Raw genomic sequence first — 22,196 nt, 5'->3', positions numbered from 1 at the left:
TTTTTTAATTATGTTTTTATATCGTCTTAATTTACCTTTTCTTTACGCAAAGGAAAGTAGACCAAAGTCAAAGAACGTGTTTAAAAAGCATCCTATTCAGTTTTAGCGTTTCGTTGTTCCTTCAAAAGTAGGGCAGAAAGCGCCGGTAATGTAACAATAGTAACGATAGCCGCGCCTATTAAACCAAACATCACAATAATGCCAACGCCACGGTAAAGCTCGGTCCCTTCGCCAGGAATAAATACCAATGGTGCAATCCCACATAAGGTTGTCAAAGTGGTAATCGTGATAGGGCGTACACGAGAGCGTAGGCCTTCTTTTATAGCATCAATAAGTGCGTAGTTTTCTTTATCACGCAAATAAACGGCACGCTCAACGACCAATATCGGGTTGTTGATAACGGTTCCCATGAGTATCAAAAAGCCCAGCATGGTTATCATATCGAACGGCTGACTCAACGGTTTCATACCCAGTAGTGGCAGTAAATCGCCAACACCATTCATTAGGGCTAGTCCAAGAATACCGGCACTGATACCCATCGGAATGGTCAACATAATAAGCAGTGGGTATCCCCAATGCGCGAATATTGCCACCATGAGTAAATAAACGATGGCGACTGAAAGCAGATAGTTTTGGCTAAGAGCTGCCTGCGTTTCTGCTAGCTGATCCGCCGCTCCCGACAACTGCGTTGTGATGTCTTTACTAATAACACCTTGATCGCGCAGGTGTTGAATCACGTCACTTTGAACGGTCTGCACCCCCGATTCCAACGGTACGTCATCGGGTGGAATAATATTTAAGGTGACCGTTCTGCGGCTATCGACCCGACGCACCGTGCTGGTATCGACTGTTTCTTTAACTTCAGCTAGCGCCGATAGCGGCAGGGGACGTCCCTGATACTGAAGAACGGGCATGGTATTTAAGTCATCCGGTTTGACGTTAGTTTCGTCCTGACTGAATAAATACATATCGATTTTGTCGTCCCCCTGAAAGAACTCGCCGACAAAAGCGCCATCGGTCAGTGCGGCAACGGCAAACCCCAGACTCTCTGCATCACTATTAATTTCAGCCAAACGGTCAAAATCAGGTTTCACTTCCAGTAACGGTTGTTGTAACGTCAAAGAGCTGGGGTTACTTTGAATGCGAGGGTTACCAAAAACCTTCTCCGAGCGGGCATAAATGGCACGCGCAGCGTTATAGACCTCGGCTAAATTACTGCCCCCAACATCAACGTTAATGCTTCGGGTTCCACCGTCATTGCTGCTAATAATAGAACCCTTAGTGGCAAACGTACGCATTCCAGGGTAACGCTCATAAACCGTGGTTATCGCATCCATTAGCTCCTCGATACGATCTGGGTTTCGAGTCTCAGCAATAATTCGCATACTGGTTGGCGATATGCTGTAACTGATAGTTTTTAATGCCGGTATAGTGAGTCCGCCGGGGCTTTGCACTTCATTTCTCTCGGTAATAAGAGCCGGGTCGAAGATCGCCCGAATTTCATCGCCGATCGCTGACATGGTTTGCAAGTTATAACCCGGTGGTGCATTCATCGAGGCAAACGTTTTCGCTTCTTCACCCTCCGGTAAGTATTCCGCAGGCGGTGTTAAAATCAACCAAGTGACCACTACCGCAATAAAGGTAACGCCTACGGTCAGTAATTGACGGCTTTTACTGGCTAATGTTGATTCCGCTATTTTATCGACGTTAGTTAATAGTTTGTCGGTTACATCGGTTTTTGCTTTTGCTGGGAAATAGGCTGAGAGTAAAGGAACCAATGTGACCGAAACGGCCATAGAAGCAATAATAGCGGACGAGATGGCAATAGCTATGTCGGAATAGAGTTGTCCGGCTTCCTGGACGATAAACAGGATAGGCAGGAAAACCATCACGGTTGTTAAGGTTGACGCAAGAACTGCCGTCCATACTCGCTGGACGCCTAATATTGCGGCCTTTTTGGGCGAAGCGCCTTTTTGTCTTTCCAGCTCAATACTTTCCAACACGACAATGGTGTTATCCAATGTCATGCCGATGGCAAAGGCAATACCTGCCAGCGAAATAACATTGATGGTTCGTTCGAGGAGAAGTAAACCGATAAAGCCAGCCAATGTGCATATTGGGATACCAATAACGGCGATGAGTGTCGCACGACCTGAACGCATTAGGGCATACATGACTAAGGTGGCAAACAATGCGCCCAGCGCCAGGTTAAAAAGCACATTTTGAATAGAGGCTTCCACGTAGCGAACATCATCCGAGTTCAGAATGATTTGCATCCCGGCGGGACGTAAAAGTTCTTCATTAATACGCTCAACCTCTTCAAGCATAGCGTACTTTATATCAATAACATTGGACCCTGACTCGCGCTTTACCTGAAGGCTTAATACTTGTTCGTCCTTGAACCAAGACTCACTGTTGGTTTCAAAATGATTTAGGTCGATGCGGGCGATATCGTTTAATCGAATGATACGGTCGCCGTTACGCGCAATAATGGTGCTTTCCATTTCATCCAGGTTGTCGAAACGCCCAACGGTGCGTAGTAAATAGCGACGTTTGTTTTGCTCAAGTTCACCCGCCGAGGTATCCACGTTGCGACGCTGAAGGGCCTGCTGAACATCAATCACCGTTAACCCATAGCTACTTAGCATCTCGCGATCAAGTTGAATGCGAACTTGTCTCTGAGCACCGCCACTGACTTCAACTTGTGACACGCCGGCAACACTCGACATGCGGGGTCGGACATTGTCCTCGATATAATCGCGCATTCGAACCATATCAATATTCTTCGGATTATCGGGTAGGGGAGCCACCCGAAAATACATAAAGGCATTACTTGAAAATGAAGCAGCAAAAATACGAGGTTGATCGACATTGTCTGGATAGTTCGGAACCTGACTTAATGCATTGTTAACCAGAATTAATGTTTCGGTAACATCTATTCCAAAAGGAAAGTCCAACTCGATAGATGCCTGGCCGTTACTGGCACTACTTTCCATGCGTTGTAGATTGGGCACAGTGCGAAGGTATTCTTCTTGCTCTATTAAAATCTCTTTTTCGATATCCTGCGGTGTTGCTCCAGGCCAATTGGTTTGCACCGATATTGTCCTGACTTCCAAATCAGGGATCATTTGCACTGGTATTTTTAAGGCTGCGGAAATGCCTAACAAACAAAGAATGAGAACCGCAACAATGGTGACATGCTTATGGCGTATCAGGGCTTCTATCATAATGGCAGCTCATAGTCTTGACTGGTAGTTGGGGTTACGCTTTCTCCGTCAGTTAATGATTCATTCCCCCGTACGACCACTTTGTCATCTTCACTGAGTCCGGATTCGATAACGATCCAGCCGCCAAACGACTGCCCTAATTCAGCCAATTTCTCTCTTACAATTGATTCGTTGTTTTCACCTTCAATGACCCACACCGAGGTACGGCCGTCACTGTAGCGAATCACAGCGTCTTGCGGCACAACTAACTCCGGGGCGGCGCTGCGTAATTTAATTTTTGCGTTCACAGCAGCGCCGACAACAAGCTGCTCGGGCTTATTGGGTTTCAGCCTTAGCAAAAAAGTTCTGTCATTGGGGTTGATATAGGGGACTTTTGCCTTGATTGTCGCGTTGGTCAGTTGGTTACCGTTTGCTATCTTCACTTCTGTTGAGTCATCTATTTCGCCCAAATAACGCTGCGCAACGTAGACATCAACATAAATATTTTCCAGCTCAACAACTCGAAATGCGGGCTGATCCTGGGTAATCCATTCACCGACATTAACTAGTCTCTCGGCAACGACTGCATTAAAAGGGGCCTTTAGCTGATGGTAGTCCAGGTTAACTTCACGCTCATTTAAACGCGCTGAAATCTCGGATAAATTCGCCTCTGCTACCGACACGGCGGCACGAGCCCGGCGCAATTCGCTTTGGGCGACAAAATCTGTTTTTGCCAGACTTTGGAGCTCTTCTAACTGTTGTTGTTCGTCATTAAGGGTTGCCTGTAGTGATTTTTTTTGCGCTTTTAATGACTCGATACTCGCGTTAATTTGACGTTTATCCAGTTGTGCAATAGTCGAGTTGGCATCAACGTTGTCACCCACATCGTACTCGAAAGACAACAAACGCCCGGAAACGCCGAAACTTAAGTTACTGTTATTGTTCGCGGTTACAGAGGCAGGAATGGACATCATTTGATAAGCGTGTTCCTTTTTAACGTCAACAACATCAACTTTTGTTGAGATTTGAATTGCCAGCGCATCGCTGGTCATAAAGACGCTAAAAGAGACTGCAACTACCAGTGAGTAATATCGAGATGCCAATATTTTCATGATTTAGACAAGCCTTTTAAAATACCTGTCTAACGGATACGTAGGAATAACGCCGACGGATTAACCAGGTTGTCTATAAGTTAATCCGTCGGAGGGTTGGGAACTACGCTATTTCTGCTATCTGAGACTTAGCGTTTAATAAGCCTTGCTCACGGGCTTCGTCACCCATATTCAAGCCTTCTGCACGAACAATTTCGACGTCAGTAATACCGATAAACGACAAAGCGGTTTTTAAATACGCTTCTTGATGGTCTAATGCGATCGCTTCACCTTTAGAATAAACACCGCCGCGACCTGACGCGATATAGGCTTTTTTGCCTTCTAACTGACCTTCAGGACCATTTTCGGTATAGCGAAACGTCACGCCAGCTTGCAAAACCCGGTCAATCCAGGCTTTAAGCTGTGTAGGAATAGTGAAGTTGTACATCGGTGCGCCAATGACTAAAACATCGGCGTTTTTGAGCTCTTCAATCAACTCGTTAATTAATGGCTTATCTTCAGCTAACAATTCATCAGCGCCTAAGTGCGGAATAGCGTCAGTCACTAAGTCACGGTGTTTTACCGAAATATCGCTTTCAGCTTGTAGTTTTTTAATAATGTCAGCACTTAACTGACGGCTCACAGAACCTTCAACAAAAATACCTGAGTCTAAATGCAATACGTTCATAGGGTAGCTCCTTTAAATCTGGTCTTAATTATAATGTTGGCGTTAATACTACGTGTTCCGAATTAAATAAAAAGACGATAAAATGGGACTAAACGTTCCAAAATTAGAACACTTATGTCGATACCTAATATTGCAAATTATTATTTATTCGCGCGCACGGTGCGTGCAGGCAGTATTAATGCGGCCGCAAGAGAATTAGAGCTACCAAAGTCGACCATAAGTCGCCGGCTAAGTCAGCTAGAGAAAGAGCAGGGCGTACGCTTGGTTAATAGGGGGCGTTCCGGGTTAAAACTTACCGATGTTGGCGAAGCATTTTTGGTGCATTGCGAGTCTTTAGTTGATGCCGCGGAATCTGCGCAGATGGTGACTCAGGCATTGTTAGAAAAGCCCAGAGGTCGTGTGAATATGAGTTGTCCGTATGCTATAAGCCAAAGTTTATTGGTGAAAGTATTACCAGAGTTCATGGAGAAATACCCAGAAGTGCAGCTCAATGTCATTGCGACTAATAGGCCGGTTAACCTCATTGATGAAAATATTGATATTGCGCTTCGGGTACGTCCGTATATTGAAGACTCCTCGTTAATTGCGCGGCCGTTAACAGAGTCTCCATCAAGTTTGTTTATTTCTCCTGAGCTGTTAAACGCGCAGCCGGTTAAAGAGCCTCAGGACTTAATACAACACCCGCAACTGAGTCTGCATTACACCAGCGGGCGTTACCATTATCAGCTAACGAATGAACAAGGCGACAAGCAGCAAATTAATTTCCAGCCGAAGCTTATTAGTGACGACATGATGCTCTTAAAAGAAGCCGCCATAAATAACCAGGGAATTGTCGCATTGCCGAATTACATAGGACAGCAAGCGGTATCTGAAGGGCTGCTTGTTCAGTTACTACCGAACTGGAACTTACCGGTTGGTATTATGCACATGACATATTCTCATCGCCGTGGACTTAAACCTGCGGTAAGAACCTTAATAGATTTTCTTGCAGAGAAACTTCCTGAAGTAGCGGAACATACGTTTTAAAGTTAGTGCTTACGGTCTTACTTATCTCTTAATATATCTTATTTAACATAATATACATTATACGCAATTATGTAGTATTAGGTTTTAACGCCCAAATCATCGGTTACTCCAGAATTCTGGTATCATGCGCTCATAGATAATTAAGAGATAATTTTATGAAGTTAGAACACCTGGCGTTGCAGCCAGATATTGATAGCTGGTTGCAAAGCTTCCCGGCAAACTTAACCGAGAATCCGTTAGTTGGTCAGTCTCGCGCAACTAAGGCGTTTGATGATGCGCTGCAGCAACGTGGCACGTATTCGAATATCTATGCGCTGTTTTCGCCTGGTATTTTAAAACGTGATGCGCTTAACGCGTATTTTAGTGAGCACCAATGGGAACACTCCAGTTGGTTCGACTGGGTCTATATGGCAAACCCAAACGATGCGCTACGACCAATTGCGGTTAATATTCCGTCGGGTTCGGCTGAGGCTTTTTTAGAGGCTGTGTGGGCTTTTATTAATTTACCAAAAGACCAACGCGAAACGGCCTATAAAGAAATCACCCAAGCTTATGACACGCACAAGCTCCGGGACTATATGCAGCAAGTACGTAATGTGTCTCCTGAAGAGATACAAGGTGAACAACTGGCCAGTATTTTAGTGGCGCATAAGCACCCTGCTCCTTATTACTACTGCGACAGAGTCACAGAAGAGCGTCTGTTTGGTCATATTGGCGTTCAGGCAATTGAAGGAACCGTTCGTTCTGAGTTGCACTTGATAGAGCCAGGCCTTATTCACAAGGCGAATGGCGGCGTGCTGGCCATTGAGGTTGCTGAGCTATTGGAAGATATTAAGCTTTGGAAGCGCCTGAAAAACGTCATTGAGAGCGGTGAATTAGACTGGTCAACACCCAAACCGGATTCCGGCACTGCTTTTTTCTACCGTCCAGAGCCGGTTCCGGTTAATTTGAAAGTCATTTTACTGGGCTCTCGTAACGAATACGCTCAATTACGCGAATACGACGAAGACTTTGATCATTTCTTTCCGTTTCTGGCAGACTTTCATGGTCATTACGCTACGCAAAATGACCCCGTGGCACCCTACTTTGATTACCTGAATTACGTTTGGCAAATTGCTGACGTGTTGCCGTTAAATCAAAGTGGTTATGCTGGGTTATTAAAAGTGTGTGCTCGATACACCGATTACCAGCAAGAACTCACGCTTAATTCTGTTCGCTTGTTGCAGGTATTAAGGGAGGCCAACAGTTGTGCATTAGAGCGTCAACAAACAGAGATTGATAAGCAAGCCATTGACGATGCGTTGCAGCAGCAGCGTGACCGCGAAGGTAACTTAGCGGAACTGAGTCGCCGCAGTATTCTTGAGCAACAAGTTAGAATAGATACCCACGGCGAAGCTATTGGCCAGCTTAATGGTCTGACTGTTGTCACTATGGGTGGCAGCGAATTTGGGGAACCGTCCCGGATTACCGCCACCATTCACTATGGCGACGGCGATATTATTGATATCGAACGCAAATCGGATTTGTCAGGAAATATTCACACTAAAGGTGTGATGATTCTGAGCGCTTATTTAGCTAATCAGTTCGCACGTTACGCACCGCTGTCGGTGTCAGCCACGGTTGTATTTGAACAGTCTTACTACGAAGTTGACGGTGACAGCGCGTCTTTAGGTGAGCTGTGCTGCTTAATGTCTGCATTAGCTAATATTCCTCTGAAACAGTCTTTAGCAATAACTGGCGCTGTCGATCAGTTTGGTAACGTGCAGTCTATTGGCGCGGTTAACGAAAAAATTGAAGGTTATTATGCACTGTGTAAAGAGCGCGGTTTTAACGGCGATCAAGGTGTTATTATTCCCGTCTCCAATAAGCACCAATTAAACTTGAACGAAGAAGTTATCGACGCGGTAAAACACGGAAACTTCCATATCTATGCCGTTGCTCACGTTGAGGAAGCGTTAGAGATACTCTCTTCCTGTAGAGCGGATGATTTTTTCCAGAAAGTGAAAGAAAACACCTTGGAAGATGATGCGTCAGGTCAACCTATTGGCTTTTGGCGTCGACTTTTTTCATAATTTTTTGTTCATAAGCACTTGTCGGATTTGTTTAGCGTACAGCTGTACGCTAAACTGCGGCACAGATTTTTCAATTATTTAAGGTGTTTATGAAACAGTCGAGTTTTACCCGCGAGGACCTACTCGCATGTAGCCGTGGCGAAATGTTTGGCCCTGGTAACAGCAAACTGCCCGCCCCTGATATGTTAATGATGGATAGAATCATTGAAATTAATGAAGACGGCGGTGCCCATGGTAAAGGCTATATTCATGCAGAATTAGACATTAACCCTGATCTTTGGTTTTTCCAGTGTCACTTTATCGGGGACCCGGTAATGCCTGGCTGCCTTGGCTTAGACGCAATGTGGCAATTACTGGGTTTTCATTTGGCGTGGTCAGGCGGTCCTGGTCGTGGACGTGCATTAGGCGTTGGTGAAGTGAAGTTTACGGGGCAAATTCTTCCTGAACATAAGAAAGTTAGCTATTACATCGATATGAAACGCGTCATAAAACGCAAGTTGTTCATGGGGGTTGGTGACGGTCGCGTCGAAGTCGATGGTCGTGAGATTTATACTGCTAAAGATTTAAAAGTCGGGCTGTTTACGGATACATCTACTTTTTAATAGCGCGACAACTTGCTGAAAACAAAAACGCCGATAGCTGTTACTATCGGCGTTTCTCCTTTAAAGGAATGACAAATTAGCGAAACAAGCCGGTATTCCTTGCTTCCATGGCGTCTCTCCAGCCACCTAACCAATGAGATCTAAACTCGTCTTGAGTTTGATAAGGACAGTTATCTTTTGAGCGCCCATGTAAACCAGCTTTAAAGCCTTGAGTGTGAGCTCTTTCAAAGCGATCGCGTTTTTGTCTTTTCATAAATCTATCCTCGCCTGTTGTTCACAGTTGTTCTTTTTAAGAGGCTTTTTATTTATGCCTCTCTACTATTGATAGACTTATTTGGAGAGAGTTCAATTGTAAAAGTGGCAGAGTCTCAGTTGACATTTTTTAACGAATTGAAACTGTGCCACTTTTTTATATAGAACGTTTAGCTATTAATTTTTGATTTACGACGGAATACAGAAATAAGTGCACCTAAGCTGATAAAGCCAAACAAAGACCCAAAGCCTAAACTCGCCCCCTGCCTTTCTACAAGGTTCTCTTGTTCCGTACAATCGTTCAGCTCACCATCGGCAGCTGAAGGATCAAGTTTTAAAGTAACAACTACGTCCCGCGTTTGAGTTTCACCATCGCTGTCTGTGTACTCCTCCGGCTTAAGTGCTGTTGCAACAATAACACCGCTGTCATTAATGCTGTTTGCTTCAATAATATTGTAGGGAGCCTCACAGCTTATCGCGTTGTTTAAGTTAATAAATTCAGCACCCTCCTTTGTCGAGTCGAACATAAACGCTGCTCTGTCTCGAATAGAAAGACTCGCTTCTATCTCTCCTGTACCGACAACAATGCCATTAGTGTTAATTGCGTTTGCAACAGTTGATGAGCCAGTAAAAAAGCCAGGTAACATGGTCAGCTCTTTACTATTAACATCGAAAACAAAGCTTGTTGTTCTTAACTTTGAGGAAATAACTTCAGCTAAATAACCTGTCGCAATATTATTGTCATTAATATCATTGACAGAGCCCCAGCGATATTTGGGATCTTCTGTTATTGGTAATGCGTCCCCATTCATAAAAATAGCCGGCATTTTTACAGCATCTAAATCGGGGTGATATGTCCAGCTTTGACCGCCCGCTATGCCGTTATTGTTGACTGTATAAGCGTAACTTGAAAAGTCATTTTTATCGTCTTCCTTCCGAGGCATTAAAGTACCTAACCTCTCAGGTTCACCAATAACGTTTCCATTGGCGTCTAGCTGCCACAAAAAACCTCGAACATCGTAAATGGAACGGTTAGCGCCAAATGAGCCACTATTACTTCTCGAATAGAGGCTAAAAGTATAAGGTTCTATGTTTCCAGCCGTGCTATTTTTTAAAGAAAACCAAATTTCCCACACACATACCTGTAAAGGTTTCGTAACAATGGTTTCTTCATCTTCAGGTGTGCACTCTGCAATTCTTTCTTCTGCGCGAGGGCTAACAGCAGTACTCGCGTAACCAGCGGCTAGTCCTGAATCATTAACATCCATCAATGCAGTTTCACCACCAAGGTACTCTGTCTCAGGCGGTGTGACCTGCGTAATCTCACCATTATTAAACCAGACACCGCGGCTAATAAAGTCAGAAATAAAATACTCACGGCTCTGTTCTGCGCCGTCACTATCAGTGTAGGTATACTCAACTAATTCATATGGGGCAGTACTGTAACCCACAGCAGAGTTGGCGTTATTAATGCTGTAAAAAAAACTGTCACTGCTATCAGCCCACTCTTCTCCTGTTGGTGGTATCGGCTCTACTGATTGAAGTGCCGAATCAAAATAAAACGCTCTATTTATACCAACTCTTTGAGGTTGCTCTCGTTCAACACCAATAATCCCTAATTGTTCGTTAGCAAGGGCTTTAATTAAGATTTCTCGCTCCTCTTGAGTTAAAGACTCAAGACTATCAATCTCTAGATTATCCAGGATTCTTTGAGACACCTTTGTTATATCTACGTCAGTTGGTAAGCGCGAAATACCCACCACAAAGTTTTGCGCGTTAATATCCCGAGGAAAGCTATGACGAAAGTTATCGGCTGTCGGTATTTCTTCTACCTGATACAAATCAGCAGCAGCTGACAGTGATAGCGATGACAAAATAGCGGCAGTAACAGCTTTTGTTGTAAATGTTTTCATTATTAATAACTACTCTATTCTGATAAGTTTTCGAGTTCTTCCCAACGCTCAAGATCCTGCATCAGCTGCTCTTCCAGCTCTGTAATTTCATTCATGACAGGCTCTGTTTTCTCTAGCGGTTGTTCAAAAAACCCAGCTTCATTAATTAATTCTTGTAACTCTTCCAGACGCGCTTCTTTTTCAGCAATCACTTTTGGTAGCTCGTCCAGCTCACGCTGCAACTTATAGGATAACTTTTTACGTGGCTTGGCTGAACCGTTGGAAGACGCTTGTTTATCCGCTTCTTTATTTTTGTTGGACTCAGACTCTTTTACTGGTGCTTTGGTTCCCTTTGAAGGGGAAGAATTTGTTGATTCGGAAGGCTTTTTATTTTTTAAATAGTGCTCAAGCTCGGTAAAGCCACCGAAAATTTCAGTAATGATTCCATCGCCTTCAAAATAAAGAACACTTGTGGCGGTATTATCAACGAACTCACGGTCGTGACTTACCAGAAGAACCGTACCTTCGTAATTGGCAATTATCTGTTCTAGAAGTTCGAGTGTTTCAATGTCCAAGTCGTTGGTGGGCTCATCGAGAACCAAAATATTGCTTGGTTTTAGCAGTATTTTCGCCAGTAAGGCGCGATTTCGCTCACCACCAGACAATGCACTAACCGGTGTACGTGCCTGCTTCGGGGTGAATAGAAAGTCCTGCAAGTAACTTAAGATATGTCGCGGACGCCCCTGAAACTCAATGTCTTGTTTGCCGTCACCCACGTTGTCCATAACCGACTGAGCGGGATCGAGCTGCGCCCTGTGCTGATCAAAGTAAGCAACCTCTAGGTTGGTTCCTAAACGTACAACGCCTGAGTCAACCGGCTGATCGCCCAAAATCACCTTTATTAAGGTACTTTTCCCACAGCCGTTGGGACCAACAAGCGCGACTTTGTCACCACGCATCAGCAGCAAATCGAGATCGTTGATAATTCGCTTACCGCCGAAAGACAAGGACATATTCTCGCCTTCAAAGACCTTCTTGCCGGAACGCTGTGACTCATTAACGGATAAATTGGCTTTTCCCTGAAGTTCGCGGCGTTGTTGTCTTTGTTTGCGTAAATCTTGCAAAGCACGCACACGCCCTTCATTACGGGTTCGGCGTGCCTTAATACCTTGTCGTATCCAAGCCTCTTCTTCCGCCAGCTTTTTATCAAATTCCGCATTTTGGGCAGCTTCTACTTCTAAAGCTTCATTTTTCTTAACTAGGTAATTGTCGTAATTACCGGAGTAACTCGTCAATAAACCCCGATCTAAGTCAATGATTCGAGTCGCCAGGCGTCTTATAAAAGCACGGTCATGACTGATAAACAGCACAGCACCTTTAAAAGCGACGATTTGCTCTTCAAGCCAACGAACCATATCAATATCTAAGTGGTTGGTTGGCTCATCCAGTAATAATAAATCGGGATCAACCACAAGCGCACGTGCCAACGCAATACGTCGTAACCAACCACCGGACAAGGATGCCATAGTGTCATCAGCGGGCAGTTGTAAACGCGTTAAAGTTTGCTCTATACGCGTGGCCATTTGCCACCCATTACAAGCATCCAGCGCAGTTTGAACACGCTCTAAGTCCTGCAGTGTTTTATCATTGCTACTTCCGTCTGCCAGTTGCTCTGAGAGTCTATGGTATTCTGACAGGAGTCTTCCGGTGTCGGCTAATCCCTCAGCAACATAATCATAAATAGTTTGTGTCGATTGGGCTGGGGGGTCCTGCGGTAAGCGGGCGACTTTCGTGTCGCCTATTGTTTGCACACTTCCCGAATCCAGTAAGATTTCACCATCAATGGCCTTTAATAACGTCGACTTTCCGGCGCCATTACGACCAACCAAGCAAATACGCTCACCCGCTTCTACCGTAAAGTCGACGCCATCTAGAATAGCATCCGCACCAAAGGCTAAATGAGCATCCTGAACTCGCAATAAACTCATTGCTCAATAAACTCCAATAATTGCTTTTCATCGAACGGCCAACGAAGCTCACTATCATCGCTGGCTTTTACGAATACCGGCACAAGCCAACCATACTCTTCCTGTAAGTCGTCTTGCTCAGAAATATCAACGACACCGAGCTCTACAGGCTCCTCTAGCACCAACTGATGTAGCATTTGCAATGCTTGTGTGCATAACGGGCAGTTAGGCTTAGTAAGTAGGTAAATCGCCGACATTAGTGCGCTCGTGAAATAATAAAATAATGATGTATGCCTTTATGACGTTTAAAGTCTTCAGGTATAGACGCCTGCGTCTGGTCATTGACTTCAAAACCGGCTTTCTCCAGACCTTCAACGTCAATTTTGAATTTCTTACGGTTGTTGGAAAACAAAATAACGCCATCGTCATGCAGCAAGTTTGCCGCGGTTTTTATAAGGCCTACGTGGTCACGTTGTATATCCAGAGTGCCGCTCATTCGTTTGGAGTTACTGAAGGTCGGCGGATCCAGAAAGATCACATCAAAAGCTTGTTTACCACGTTGCTCTCGCATCCAGCTAAAGCAGTCGGCTTGAACAAAGTCGTAATCACCACGCAAGTTATTCAGCTCAAAATTACGTTCGCCCCACTTAAGGTAAGTATTTGACATGTCAACAGATACTACTCGCTTAGCCCCGCTTCTTGCGGCTTGAACTGACGCAGTACAGGTGTAAGCGAACAGGTTTAAGACGTCAAGCTCATTGCATTTTTCTAAAAGTTCTTTGCGCACCAACCGATGATCCATAAACAAACCGGTGTCGAGGTAATCCGTCAAGTTCACCTCGAAGCGTGCACCGTATTCATGAACGGTCAGTATTTTACTCTCCTGAGAGCGTTTCTCATATTGTTGGCGACCGCTCTGACGTTGGCGGCGCTTCAACACAATATTGCTTTCATCAAATGGTAAGGCTTCGCTTAATGTCTCAAGCATGAACCACAGACGATCATTTGCGACGCCGTCAGGAACAGTTTTTGGCGCCGCATACTCTTGAACGACTAAGTAATCGCCGTAAATATCAATGGCTGCATTGTACTCAGGCATGTCAGCGTCGTAGACTCGCCAGCAATCCAGCGCTTCTTTTTCTGCCCACTTGCGTAGTTTTGAGTAATTCTTTTTAAGCCTGTTTAATAAATCGTTACTTTTACTTTCCGTAAAGTCTGGTTGCTCTATTGTTAAGTCGTAAAGCGCTAGAGTAACCGGAATTGCACCGTTTAACAGTGAATATTTCTTATGACTTCTGAGTCGTAAGCGTTTTAATAACTGTTCGTCACCAGCCAGTATCGATAAATGCCAGTTTTGGAAGTTTTCTTTTAATGTTTTGCCAAAACGCTGGTAAAGCAACAGGGTTTCAACAACCTCACCCAGGCGCTCACCGTAAGGCGGGTTGGTCACCAGTAGACCGGATTCAGCCGGTGCTTCCAAGTCGGTCGCATCGCCTTCTTCCCATTCAATAACATCGTTAAGTAGTACTCGATTGGCGTTGCTACTGGCAATTGAAATCATTCGTCCGCTGCTGTCAGACCCTTTAATGATGCCGTTGAAAGCAGCTTTTCCTAATTTAAAACGCTCTTCGGCCTCGTCTAGCACGCTATGCCATGCAGCGGTATCATGCTCCTTCCAACGTAAAAAGCCCCAATGCCCCCGAGCTAAACCCGGCGCATGATCACAGGCCATCATTGCCGCTTCAATAAGCAAAGTGCCTGAGCCACAAAAAGGATCAAAGATAGCAGGTCGGGATTTTTCTAACTCGGTTTTTATACCCGATCGAATAAGAATTGCTGCGGCCAACGTTTCTCGTAACGGCGCGGCGCCCTGCTCGGTTCGATAACCTCGCTTGTGCATGCCGTCACCGGAAAAGTCTAACGACCATACGAGCTTTCCTTTGTGCAGACGAACGGCAATACGAATATCGGGTTGCTCTTTTTCTATATTCGGTCGTGCAAGCCCCTTATTGCGAAAGTGATCAACAATGCAATCCTTAACCAGCTGTGCGCCAAACTGGGTGTGACGAATATCGTCATTACTACCGGAGAAGTCGATAATAAAAGTATCGTTATTACTAAAAACTCGCTGCCAGTTAAACTGAGTCAATGTCAGTTTTATATCGTCCAGGCTGCTGGGTTCGTGCTCGCCTAACTGCAGCAACATACGGCTGGCTAATCGCGACCACATCACAATGCGGTAGGCCTGCTCTAAAGAAGCATCAATATAGCAGCCCGCAACTGTTTGTTTTAAATAAGGTAATTCGTAAGCCTGCAATTCTTCATGAAGTAGCTCTTCGAGCCCTTTGGCACAGGCGATAAAAAAACGATGCATAAATTCCGACTTGTTCATTCAGTAAACCGCAATTATAACGGAGAGCCACTTGGCTGTCTTTAATAACCCGGGAAATAACCTTAAATGACTAATTAATAATCACTTAAGCCGGATTTGGCTGAATAGTAGGCGGTTAAGTAAAATAAGGCTTGCGCTAAGGGGGGGACAGGTATAGTATTCGCCTCATCGGACGCGGGGTGGAGCAGTCTGGTAGCTCGTCGGGCTCATAACCCGAAGGTCGTAGGTTCAAATCCTGCCCCCGCAACCAATTTCCTTTCTAAGATAATTTCCCTAAATAATTTTCCGGACATACTTCCAAAAAGAATCTCTGAAGTTTAAAGCAATAACGCTTATGCTAAGCGTTGTCCCCAAGAGGACTGTGATGACATTGCTAAGTCAATAGTGGCAGGCAATAAGCGATTTAAAGTGACCTTTATGACTTGGAACTGCCGCATGGTTTTAATCGCAGACAGTTGCATTGATTCGTCAAGTAAGACACAGGACGCAAACTCATCATCCGCGTCTATTATCATAAACACCCCCTGGTCGAACCCGGAATTGAGTTCGCACAAACGCCGTTCGGCTGGCCATTCGCTTATGTCTGACTTCTGAAAGTGCCAACTTTGCGGCATTTGAGGGCGACCAAAGCGATTCCACGCCATTGCATGCAATGCTGCATTATCAATAGCACATGGGAGTTTGTCGCTAGGATAAGCTTCTAATAACTCGGTAGTTGATTGGAACACACTCGCATCTTCAATATCTAATTCTGAATTTTCAAAATGGATATTGACCAACTGACTGGCTTTATAAGCAATCTGACGAGAATCGTCTTCCGAAAGCTTCACAAAAAGCTCACCAGACTCTTGATTGTATAGCCATAACCAATGCGGTTGTGATTCCACGCTGTTGCCCTTTTATTCTTCTTGTATGAGCGAAATGATTCGAATGCGACTAATGATATACGGCTAAAGATACTAGACTCAAGTATCTATTACAAGCCGTTAACAATGTCTTTAATAAGTTTGGGGCCGTGATAGATAAACCCAGTATACACCTGAACTAAACTTGCTCCGGCAGCTAATTTCTCTTTAGCAGCAGCGGCACTATTGATACCCCCTACCCCAATAATGGGCATTTTACCCTGTAACTCACTGTGCAGTTGTCGAATAACATCGGAACTCTTATCTTGCAACGGACGCCCACTAAGGCCACCGGCTTCAGACGCTTGTGAGTCGGTTAAATGATCACGGGACAGTGTGGTGTTCGTGGCGATCACACCATCAATATTGGCATTAAGCAGCGACTTTGCCATTACTGAAATCTCTTCGCCTGTTAAGTCAGGCGCGATTTTTACCACCAATGGCACATAACAACCGTGCTTTTTATGCAGCTCTGACTGAGAGTTTTTCAATGTCGTCAGCAAGTCATCCAACGCACTGCCATGTTGTAAGTTTCGTAACCCAGGCGTGTTCGGCGATGAAATATTAATGGTGACATAATCAGCGTATGGATAAACTTTCTCGAGACAAATGAGATAATCGTTAATGGCCTCTTCTTCAGGAGTGACTTTGTTTTTCCCGATGTTTATACCAAGCACGCCTTTATAAGACGTCGCTTTTACATTCTCTAACAGCTTATCGACGCCTTCGTTATTGAAACCCATTCGATTAATAATTGCTTCGTCATCTACTAATCGGAATAAGCGTGGCTTGTCATTACCCGGCTGTGCCACCGGCGTGATAGTCCCTATTTCAATAAAGCCAAACCCCATTTGGCCGAAAGCGTCAATGCATTCGCCATTTTTGTCCAACCCGGCAGCTAAACCAACTGGGTTGGGAAAGCGAATACCCATTACCTCGCTGGGCTTCTCTGGAACACTTTGTTTCCAAAATAATGATAAAGGCGTGTTATACCAGCGTTTTAAAACACCGAGCGCAAACTCATGCGTGCGCTCGGCATCTTGGCGAAACAGCCATGAACGAATGACTCCGTACATCAGCTGGACACTTTCGGTGCGCAGTTATGGCTAAGCAACATTAATTCACGTAATGCGACTGAGAACTTAGCAAATTCGTGACTCTTAGTGGTTTTGAAGTCTGAAAGCATTTGCTGCCAACGGTACAGCAAGGTTTCGTTCTTCTCGACCCATTCGCTTATCATATTCTCTGGATCTTTCGCATCAGACGTTGCTTTTAGTACGACCTGCGTTAGCGAGCGTTGCTGCCAATCCAGCTCTTCACGGAAAGCGGCACGCGCCAATGCTTGCCAGTGATTAGCAACAGGCTGGTTATTAATTTGCGTTAAGAACCAGTGCAAGTTCAGTTCTGCGCCTAAGCGGAAATACAGCGTTCCAACCGTCTTCAGGTTTTGCCCACTATCATTTGCCACCTCAGCTAAGTCCATTGCAGAGAATATCGTACTCAAGCTAGCTACGTGCTTAGCGAGTTCAGCCGGGAAGCCATGCTCTTTGTATTTCTCAATGGTCTCTTCAATAACTTTCGCTTCGTCTTCAATCATGTACTTCAGACAGTTTTTGCGAAGGTCATCAAACGCGCCCATGTAGAAATCTAAATGTTCCTGGATGCCGTTTAACGTTGGGTTACGATGGCGCAAGAACCAACGCGTTGCGCGGCGTACCATGCGGCGTAGCTGGAATAGAACATCGTTCTGAACTTCCGCTGGGACTTTGTTGTTAAGCGCTTCAATTTTGTCGGTTAGCTCTTCAACTTTAAAACATTCACGAGCAACAACATAAGCAGACGCAACTTCCGCAACACTGGCACCTGTTGCTTCTTGCTTACGGAATACAAAGTTTGGCCCCATGTCATTAACAATGTTGTTGGCCAGCTTAGTTGCAATGATTTGCCCTTTCAGCGGGTGCGATGTCATTGCTTCAGCGAAGCGCTCACGCAGTGGTTCCGGGAACGAATCAAACAGCTCACGCGCGTGGTAAGGATCTTCAGTGATCTCGTCAGTGATCAACTGCTCTTTCAGTACCATTTTACCGTAAGCGGTCAATACTGAAAGCTCTGGACGAGTTAAGCCCTGGTTCGACGCCTGACGTTCTGCAAGTTCATCATCATCCGGTAAGAACTCTAGTTGGCGGTTAAGTGCGCCATCACGTTCCAACTGATGGATAAAGCGTTGCAACTCTTTAACTTGATCAGCGCCACGCAGCGCTGTGACCGATAACGACTGCGTTTGACGATTACAGTCATCCAGAACAATCTCAGCGACTTCTTCAGTCATGTCATACAGTAACTTGTCACGCTGCTTCTGTGTTAGATCGCCACTGTTGACCAAACCGTTCAGCAAAATCTTAATGTTAACTTCGTTATCCGAGCAGTCGACGCCACCGACGTTATCGACAAAGTCGGTATTAATGCGTCCACCTTTCTGCGCAAATTCAATACGACCAAGTTGGGTGAAGCCAAGGTTACCGCCCTCACCCACAACTTTTGCTTTGAGTTCGCGGCCGTTAACACGTAACGCGTCATTTGCGCGGTCGCCGACGTCAGTGTCGGTTTCCGCTTTACCTTTAACATAAGTGCCAATGCCGCCGTTCCAAATAAGATCGACCTCCATGGTCAAGCAAGCTTTGATCAGCTCGTTCGGTGTCATGGACTTCTTGTTGGTGCCAATCATCTTTTTAATTTCAGGTGTCAGCTCGATGGCTTTCGCGCTCCGCGAGAAAACTCCGCCGCCTTTTGAAATTAACTCTCTGTTGTAATCATCCCAGCTTGAGCGTGGCATTTTGAAAAGGCGGTCTCGCTCTTTCCAGGAGCTGGCTGCATCTGGTTCAGGGTCAATGAAAATATGCATATGGTTAAACGCTGCTTGCAAGCGTGTGTGCTTCGACAACAGCATACCGTTACCAAATACATCACCACCCATATCGCCGACAGCAACACAGGTAAAATCAGTAGCTTGGCAATCAATGCCCATTTCACGGAAATGACGTTTAACTGATTCCCAGGCACCACGTGCGGTAATCCCCATCTTCTTGTGGTCATAACCGACTGAGCCACCAGAGGCAAACGCATCACCCAGCCAGAAATTATACTCAGCAGAAATGCCGTTAGCGATATCAGAGAATGTCGCGGTGCCTTTATCGGCTGCAACAACTAAATACGGATCGTCTTCGTCATGACGCACAACATCTTTAGGCGGAATAATTTCGCCTTCAACAATGTTGTCAGTAATATCCAGCAATGCGCGAATGAAAGTTTTGTAGCACGCCTGGCCTTCTGCCATGAAGCCTTCACGGTCTTCCGGTAGCGCCTTACAAATAAAGCCACCCTTTGCTCCGACCGGAACTATAACGGTGTTCTTCACTTGCTGGGCTTTGACCAAGCCTAAAATTTCAGTACGGAAGTCTTCACGTCTGTCGGACCAACGCAGACCACCACGGGCTACCTTACCTCCACGTAAGTGAACACCTTCAACACGCGGTGAGTAAACAAAAATTTCAAACTTCGGTAATGGTAACGGCATTTCCGGTACCATTTCCGGTAAAAACTTCAGTGAGATATAAGGTTTGTCTTTGCCACCTTCATCACTTTGGAAAAAGTTTGTTCTAAGCGCCGCGTCAATTAACTCGACGTAACGACGAATAATACGGTCATCATCTAAGTTAGCAACGTTATCCAGCTCGGTATTAATACGCGTGTGCAACGCCTCAAGCTTTTTATCAACGTCTTTTGTGCCTGGCTCAAACTTGGTGTAGAACATTTTTACAACCAATTTAGCCAGTAACGGGTATTTGCTGAATGTACTTTCAATGTAGCTTTGGCTGAAAGTGGTACCAATTTGACGCATGTACTTAGCCAGCATACGTAAAATGGTCGCTTGGCGGCCATTCATCCCGGCCCCTAGCACTAAACGGTTGAAGCCGTCGTCTTCAAGCTGCCCGTCCCATACTTTGGCAAAAGCATTCTGGAAGGTTTCGCGACTTTCTTCTAAATCAAGTGAACCAGCCGTATGAAGCATTTGGAAATCCAGCACCCAAAATACATTGCCGTCAGCTGCTTTTATTTGATACGGGCTTTCGCCAATGACACGCAAGCCAAAGTTCTCAAGCATTGGCAGCACGTCAGATAGATGAATCGGTTCGTCTTTATGGAATAGCTTTAAATGCAGATGTTTGCTGTCATCTTTTTCTTCCTGAGCCCGGTACAGCACCATACCCAGCTTGTGATCGTCGTCTAGCGACTCAAGCTGCTTAATATCTGAAATGGCCACCGATGGCAGAACATCTTCTTTGTAGGCGCGTGGGAACGCGGAAGAATAACGCTTATTGAGTCGTGTCGCCTGAGCTTCACCATACGTTGACTGCAGAATTCTTTCGAAGTTATCTTCCCAGGTGCGTGCTGCTTCAATCAAGTTTTGCTCCAAATCTTTCACGTTAATCATCTGATGACTATCGCTTAAGCGAACCGTATAGTGGGTTCTTGCCAGCGATGACTCGGAAAAATACGTTGTAAAATCAACATCGTATTCCGTTTTGAACGTTCTTGCTAAAATGCTTTGCGTACGTTCACGCAGTAAAGTGTTATAGCGTTCTTTAGGTACGTACACCATGCACGACATAAAACGACCAAAGATATCGCGACGCAAGAACACCCGCGTCATATCACGCTCTTGCATTTGCAGCACACCAAGTCCGACCTCTAATAAGTCATCTTCCTCAGCCTGTACTATCTCGTCACGTGGATAGGTTTCCAAAATATTCAGTAACGCTTTAGCCGCATGAGACTGTGGCGCAAAACCTGACATTTCCAACACGCGAGAGATTTTTTCACTGACCAGGGGAATATCGGAGGTACTGTTATTGTAGAAGCTGGCAGAGTAAAGCCCGATAAAACGGTGCTCGCCAATAACCTCGCCCTTTTCATTGAAACGTTTAATGCCAATATAGTCAGAATACGCTGGGCGGTGAACTCTTGATTTAGAATTCGTCTTCGTCAGCAGCAACAATCGATCATTCTGGATGATTTCACGGGCATCTTCCGGCAGCGATGAGACCAGACGGCCTTTATCGCTGACCGAGTTCTTCATTAAGCCAAGACTGGAATCTTTAATTTGTTTTAGCTCATAGTCACCTTTTACAGGGCTGAGCTCGTATTTACGGTAACCAGTTAATGTGAAGTTGTCGTCGGCTAGCCACTTTAAAAACTTTTTCGCTTCGTTTTTGTAGACTTTGTCACCTGGGTAGAAATCGTTATCGAGCTCTTTAGCGACATCCTGTAAACGCTCACGCATGAGCTTCCAATCTTCCACCGCAAGGCTAATTTCTTCCATGACAGAAACCAGCTCTTTTTTCAGTGTTTTAATTTCCTCTTTGCTGGTTTGACGGTCAATTTCGATTAAAAATACGGTATCCACGTAGTTATCGTTGCTACGTGTGCCCGGCTTTTGTAACTCTGTAACTTGATGGCTCTTGTCGCGCTTATGGCTAATCGGCATATGCAACAGCAAGTGTGATGTAATGCCCAGACGCGATAACGCCATGCGAACTGAGTCGACCATAAACGGCATATCGCTTTGGATAATTTCGACGATAGTATGCGGCGATTCCCAACCATCAGTTGGCACATCTGGGTTATAAACTTTTATGAGTGCTTTATCGCCCGGAGTATATTCGTTAAAACTATGCCAAAGCCCTAAGACAGCACCGTACATATCGCTGTCGTGACGATTGGTTAAATCATCACTCGCTATGTTTCGGTATAACCGTTTGGCAAAATCTGCAACTAAATGCGCCTGAGGAGCTGGAACTTTCTTATTTATCAATTCAACGACTTTTTCCAGTAAAACCGGAGATTGACTATCGACCAACGACATAATTACAGAGTCCTTGAGGTTGTTGGTGAAACGTCGCAGGCAAGCCAAATGCGGCCCGCGGCCAATGAATCTATGATTGATGTTATTGTCGGACATTTATCATAGGCTTTCAACGCTATTTCGCATTAAAAACCAGTGTTTAGACCAGATATTTCGGGGATTGAGAAATAACTATGTTAT

The 22,196-nt window shown here is 45.1% G+C and carries 14 protein-coding genes and 1 tRNA gene; 4 read left to right on the top strand and 11 right to left on the bottom strand.

What is annotated here, in order from left to right; genetic code table 11:
* Positions 1 to 92 precede the first annotated feature (92 nt).
* From EST55_RS02820 to EST55_RS02810, 3 genes are all read right to left on the bottom strand, one after another.
* Positions 93 to 3,227, bottom strand: a complete 3,135-nt coding sequence (locus tag EST55_RS02820) for an efflux RND transporter permease subunit (RefSeq protein WP_129496420.1) — start codon at positions 3,225 to 3,227, stop codon at positions 93 to 95.
* Positions 3,224 to 4,318 carry an efflux RND transporter periplasmic adaptor subunit gene (locus EST55_RS02815; RefSeq protein WP_129496419.1) on the bottom strand — a complete coding sequence of 365 codons (1,095 nt, stop codon included), beginning with the start codon at positions 4,316 to 4,318 and terminating at the stop codon, positions 3,224 to 3,226. The genes EST55_RS02820 and EST55_RS02815 overlap by 4 nt, the downstream gene beginning before the upstream one ends.
* Before the next feature lie 103 nt (positions 4,319 to 4,421).
* Positions 4,422 to 4,985: an NAD(P)H-dependent oxidoreductase gene (locus EST55_RS02810; protein ID WP_129496418.1), complete on the bottom strand. Its 564-nt coding sequence runs from the start codon at positions 4,983 to 4,985 to the stop codon at positions 4,422 to 4,424.
* A 114-nt stretch (positions 4,986 to 5,099) separates the two neighbouring features.
* On the opposite strand from EST55_RS02810, the gene EST55_RS02805 reads away from it, so the two are divergent.
* From EST55_RS02805 to fabA, 3 genes are all read left to right on the top strand, one after another.
* Positions 5,100 to 6,011: a LysR family transcriptional regulator gene (locus EST55_RS02805; protein WP_088769370.1), complete on the top strand. Its 912-nt coding sequence runs from the start codon at positions 5,100 to 5,102 to the stop codon at positions 6,009 to 6,011.
* 155 nt (positions 6,012 to 6,166) lie between these two features.
* Positions 6,167 to 8,083 (top strand): AAA family ATPase, encoded by a 1,917-nt coding sequence (locus EST55_RS02800; RefSeq protein ID WP_129496417.1) that lies wholly within the window; start codon positions 6,167 to 6,169, stop codon positions 8,081 to 8,083.
* Positions 8,084 to 8,172: 89 nt separating this feature from the next.
* Complete coding sequence (gene fabA / locus EST55_RS02795; protein WP_198400858.1) at positions 8,173 to 8,685, top strand: 3-hydroxyacyl-[acyl-carrier-protein] dehydratase FabA; 513 nt, start codon at positions 8,173 to 8,175, stop codon at positions 8,683 to 8,685.
* Between the two features lie 76 nt (positions 8,686 to 8,761).
* Here fabA and rmf read toward each other — a convergent pair whose 3' ends face one another.
* From rmf to rlmKL, 5 genes are all read right to left on the bottom strand, one after another.
* A complete protein-coding gene (gene rmf, locus EST55_RS02790) occupies positions 8,762 to 8,938 on the bottom strand; it encodes a ribosome modulation factor (RefSeq protein ID WP_053953642.1) in 177 nt (58 codons plus the stop codon).
* A gap of 169 nt (positions 8,939 to 9,107) precedes the next feature.
* Complete coding sequence (locus EST55_RS02785; protein ID WP_129496416.1) at positions 9,108 to 10,850, bottom strand: DUF3466 family protein; 1,743 nt, start codon at positions 10,848 to 10,850, stop codon at positions 9,108 to 9,110.
* Positions 10,851 to 10,864: 14 nt separating this feature from the next.
* Complete coding sequence (locus EST55_RS02780) at positions 10,865 to 12,817, bottom strand: ATP-binding cassette domain-containing protein (RefSeq protein WP_129496415.1); 1,953 nt, start codon at positions 12,815 to 12,817, stop codon at positions 10,865 to 10,867.
* A complete protein-coding gene (locus EST55_RS02775; RefSeq protein WP_100692116.1) occupies positions 12,814 to 13,053 on the bottom strand; it encodes a glutaredoxin family protein in 240 nt (79 codons plus the stop codon). The genes EST55_RS02780 and EST55_RS02775 overlap by 4 nt, the downstream gene beginning before the upstream one ends.
* A complete protein-coding gene (gene rlmKL / locus EST55_RS02770) occupies positions 13,053 to 15,170 on the bottom strand; it encodes a bifunctional 23S rRNA (guanine(2069)-N(7))-methyltransferase RlmK/23S rRNA (guanine(2445)-N(2))-methyltransferase RlmL (RefSeq protein ID WP_129496561.1) in 2,118 nt (705 codons plus the stop codon). The genes EST55_RS02775 and rlmKL overlap by 1 nt, the downstream gene beginning before the upstream one ends.
* A 191-nt stretch (positions 15,171 to 15,361) precedes the next feature.
* Between rlmKL and EST55_RS02765 the strand changes: the two genes are divergently transcribed.
* Positions 15,362 to 15,438 (top strand) — tRNA-Met (locus tag EST55_RS02765).
* Positions 15,439 to 15,520: 82 nt separating this feature from the next.
* On the opposite strand, the gene EST55_RS02760 is transcribed toward EST55_RS02765, so the two are convergent.
* From EST55_RS02760 to EST55_RS02750, 3 genes are all read right to left on the bottom strand, one after another.
* Positions 15,521 to 16,075 carry a cell division protein ZapC domain-containing protein gene (locus EST55_RS02760; protein ID WP_129496414.1) on the bottom strand — a complete coding sequence of 185 codons (555 nt, stop codon included), beginning with the start codon at positions 16,073 to 16,075 and terminating at the stop codon, positions 15,521 to 15,523.
* A gap of 89 nt (positions 16,076 to 16,164) precedes the next feature.
* Positions 16,165 to 17,169 carry a quinone-dependent dihydroorotate dehydrogenase gene (pyrD, locus tag EST55_RS02755; protein ID WP_129496413.1) on the bottom strand — a complete coding sequence of 335 codons (1,005 nt, stop codon included), beginning with the start codon at positions 17,167 to 17,169 and terminating at the stop codon, positions 16,165 to 16,167.
* Entirely contained in the window at positions 17,169 to 22,016 is a 4,848-nt protein-coding gene (locus tag EST55_RS02750) for an NAD-glutamate dehydrogenase (protein WP_129496412.1), read from the bottom strand. The genes pyrD and EST55_RS02750 overlap by 1 nt, the downstream gene beginning before the upstream one ends.
* Positions 22,017 to 22,196: the final 180 nt, after the last annotated feature.

This window comes from Idiomarina sp. 29L (assembly GCF_004123135.1).
Classification (GTDB): Bacteria; Pseudomonadota; Gammaproteobacteria; order Enterobacterales; family Alteromonadaceae; genus Idiomarina.
Note: the sequence above shows the minus strand (reverse complement) of the source record. Positions and strands in the feature narration are given on the sequence as shown.

Coding starts and splice junctions, on each gene's coding strand:
- EST55_RS02785 (WP_129496416.1), bottom strand. CDS start 10,850: ATGAAAACATTTACAACAAAAGCTGTTACTGCCGCTATTTTGTCATCG.
- EST55_RS02805 (WP_088769370.1), top strand. CDS start 5,100: ATGTCGATACCTAATATTGCAAATTATTATTTATTCGCGCGCACGGTG.
- EST55_RS02810 (WP_129496418.1), bottom strand. CDS start 4,985: ATGAACGTATTGCATTTAGACTCAGGTATTTTTGTTGAAGGTTCTGTG.
- pyrD (WP_129496413.1), bottom strand. CDS start 17,169: ATGTACGGAGTCATTCGTTCATGGCTGTTTCGCCAAGATGCCGAGCGC.
- EST55_RS02775 (WP_100692116.1), bottom strand. CDS start 13,053: ATGTCGGCGATTTACCTACTTACTAAGCCTAACTGCCCGTTATGCACA.
- EST55_RS02800 (WP_129496417.1), top strand. CDS start 6,167: ATGAAGTTAGAACACCTGGCGTTGCAGCCAGATATTGATAGCTGGTTG.
- fabA (WP_198400858.1), top strand. CDS start 8,173: ATGAAACAGTCGAGTTTTACCCGCGAGGACCTACTCGCATGTAGCCGT.
- EST55_RS02780 (WP_129496415.1), bottom strand. CDS start 12,817: ATGAGTTTATTGCGAGTTCAGGATGCTCATTTAGCCTTTGGTGCGGAT.
- EST55_RS02815 (WP_129496419.1), bottom strand. CDS start 4,318: ATGAAAATATTGGCATCTCGATATTACTCACTGGTAGTTGCAGTCTCT.
- EST55_RS02750 (WP_129496412.1), bottom strand. CDS start 22,016: ATGTCGTTGGTCGATAGTCAATCTCCGGTTTTACTGGAAAAAGTCGTT.
- EST55_RS02820 (WP_129496420.1), bottom strand. CDS start 3,227: ATGATAGAAGCCCTGATACGCCATAAGCATGTCACCATTGTTGCGGTT.
- rmf (WP_053953642.1), bottom strand. CDS start 8,938: ATGAAAAGACAAAAACGCGATCGCTTTGAAAGAGCTCACACTCAAGGC.
- rlmKL (WP_129496561.1), bottom strand. CDS start 15,170: ATGCATCGTTTTTTTATCGCCTGTGCCAAAGGGCTCGAAGAGCTACTT.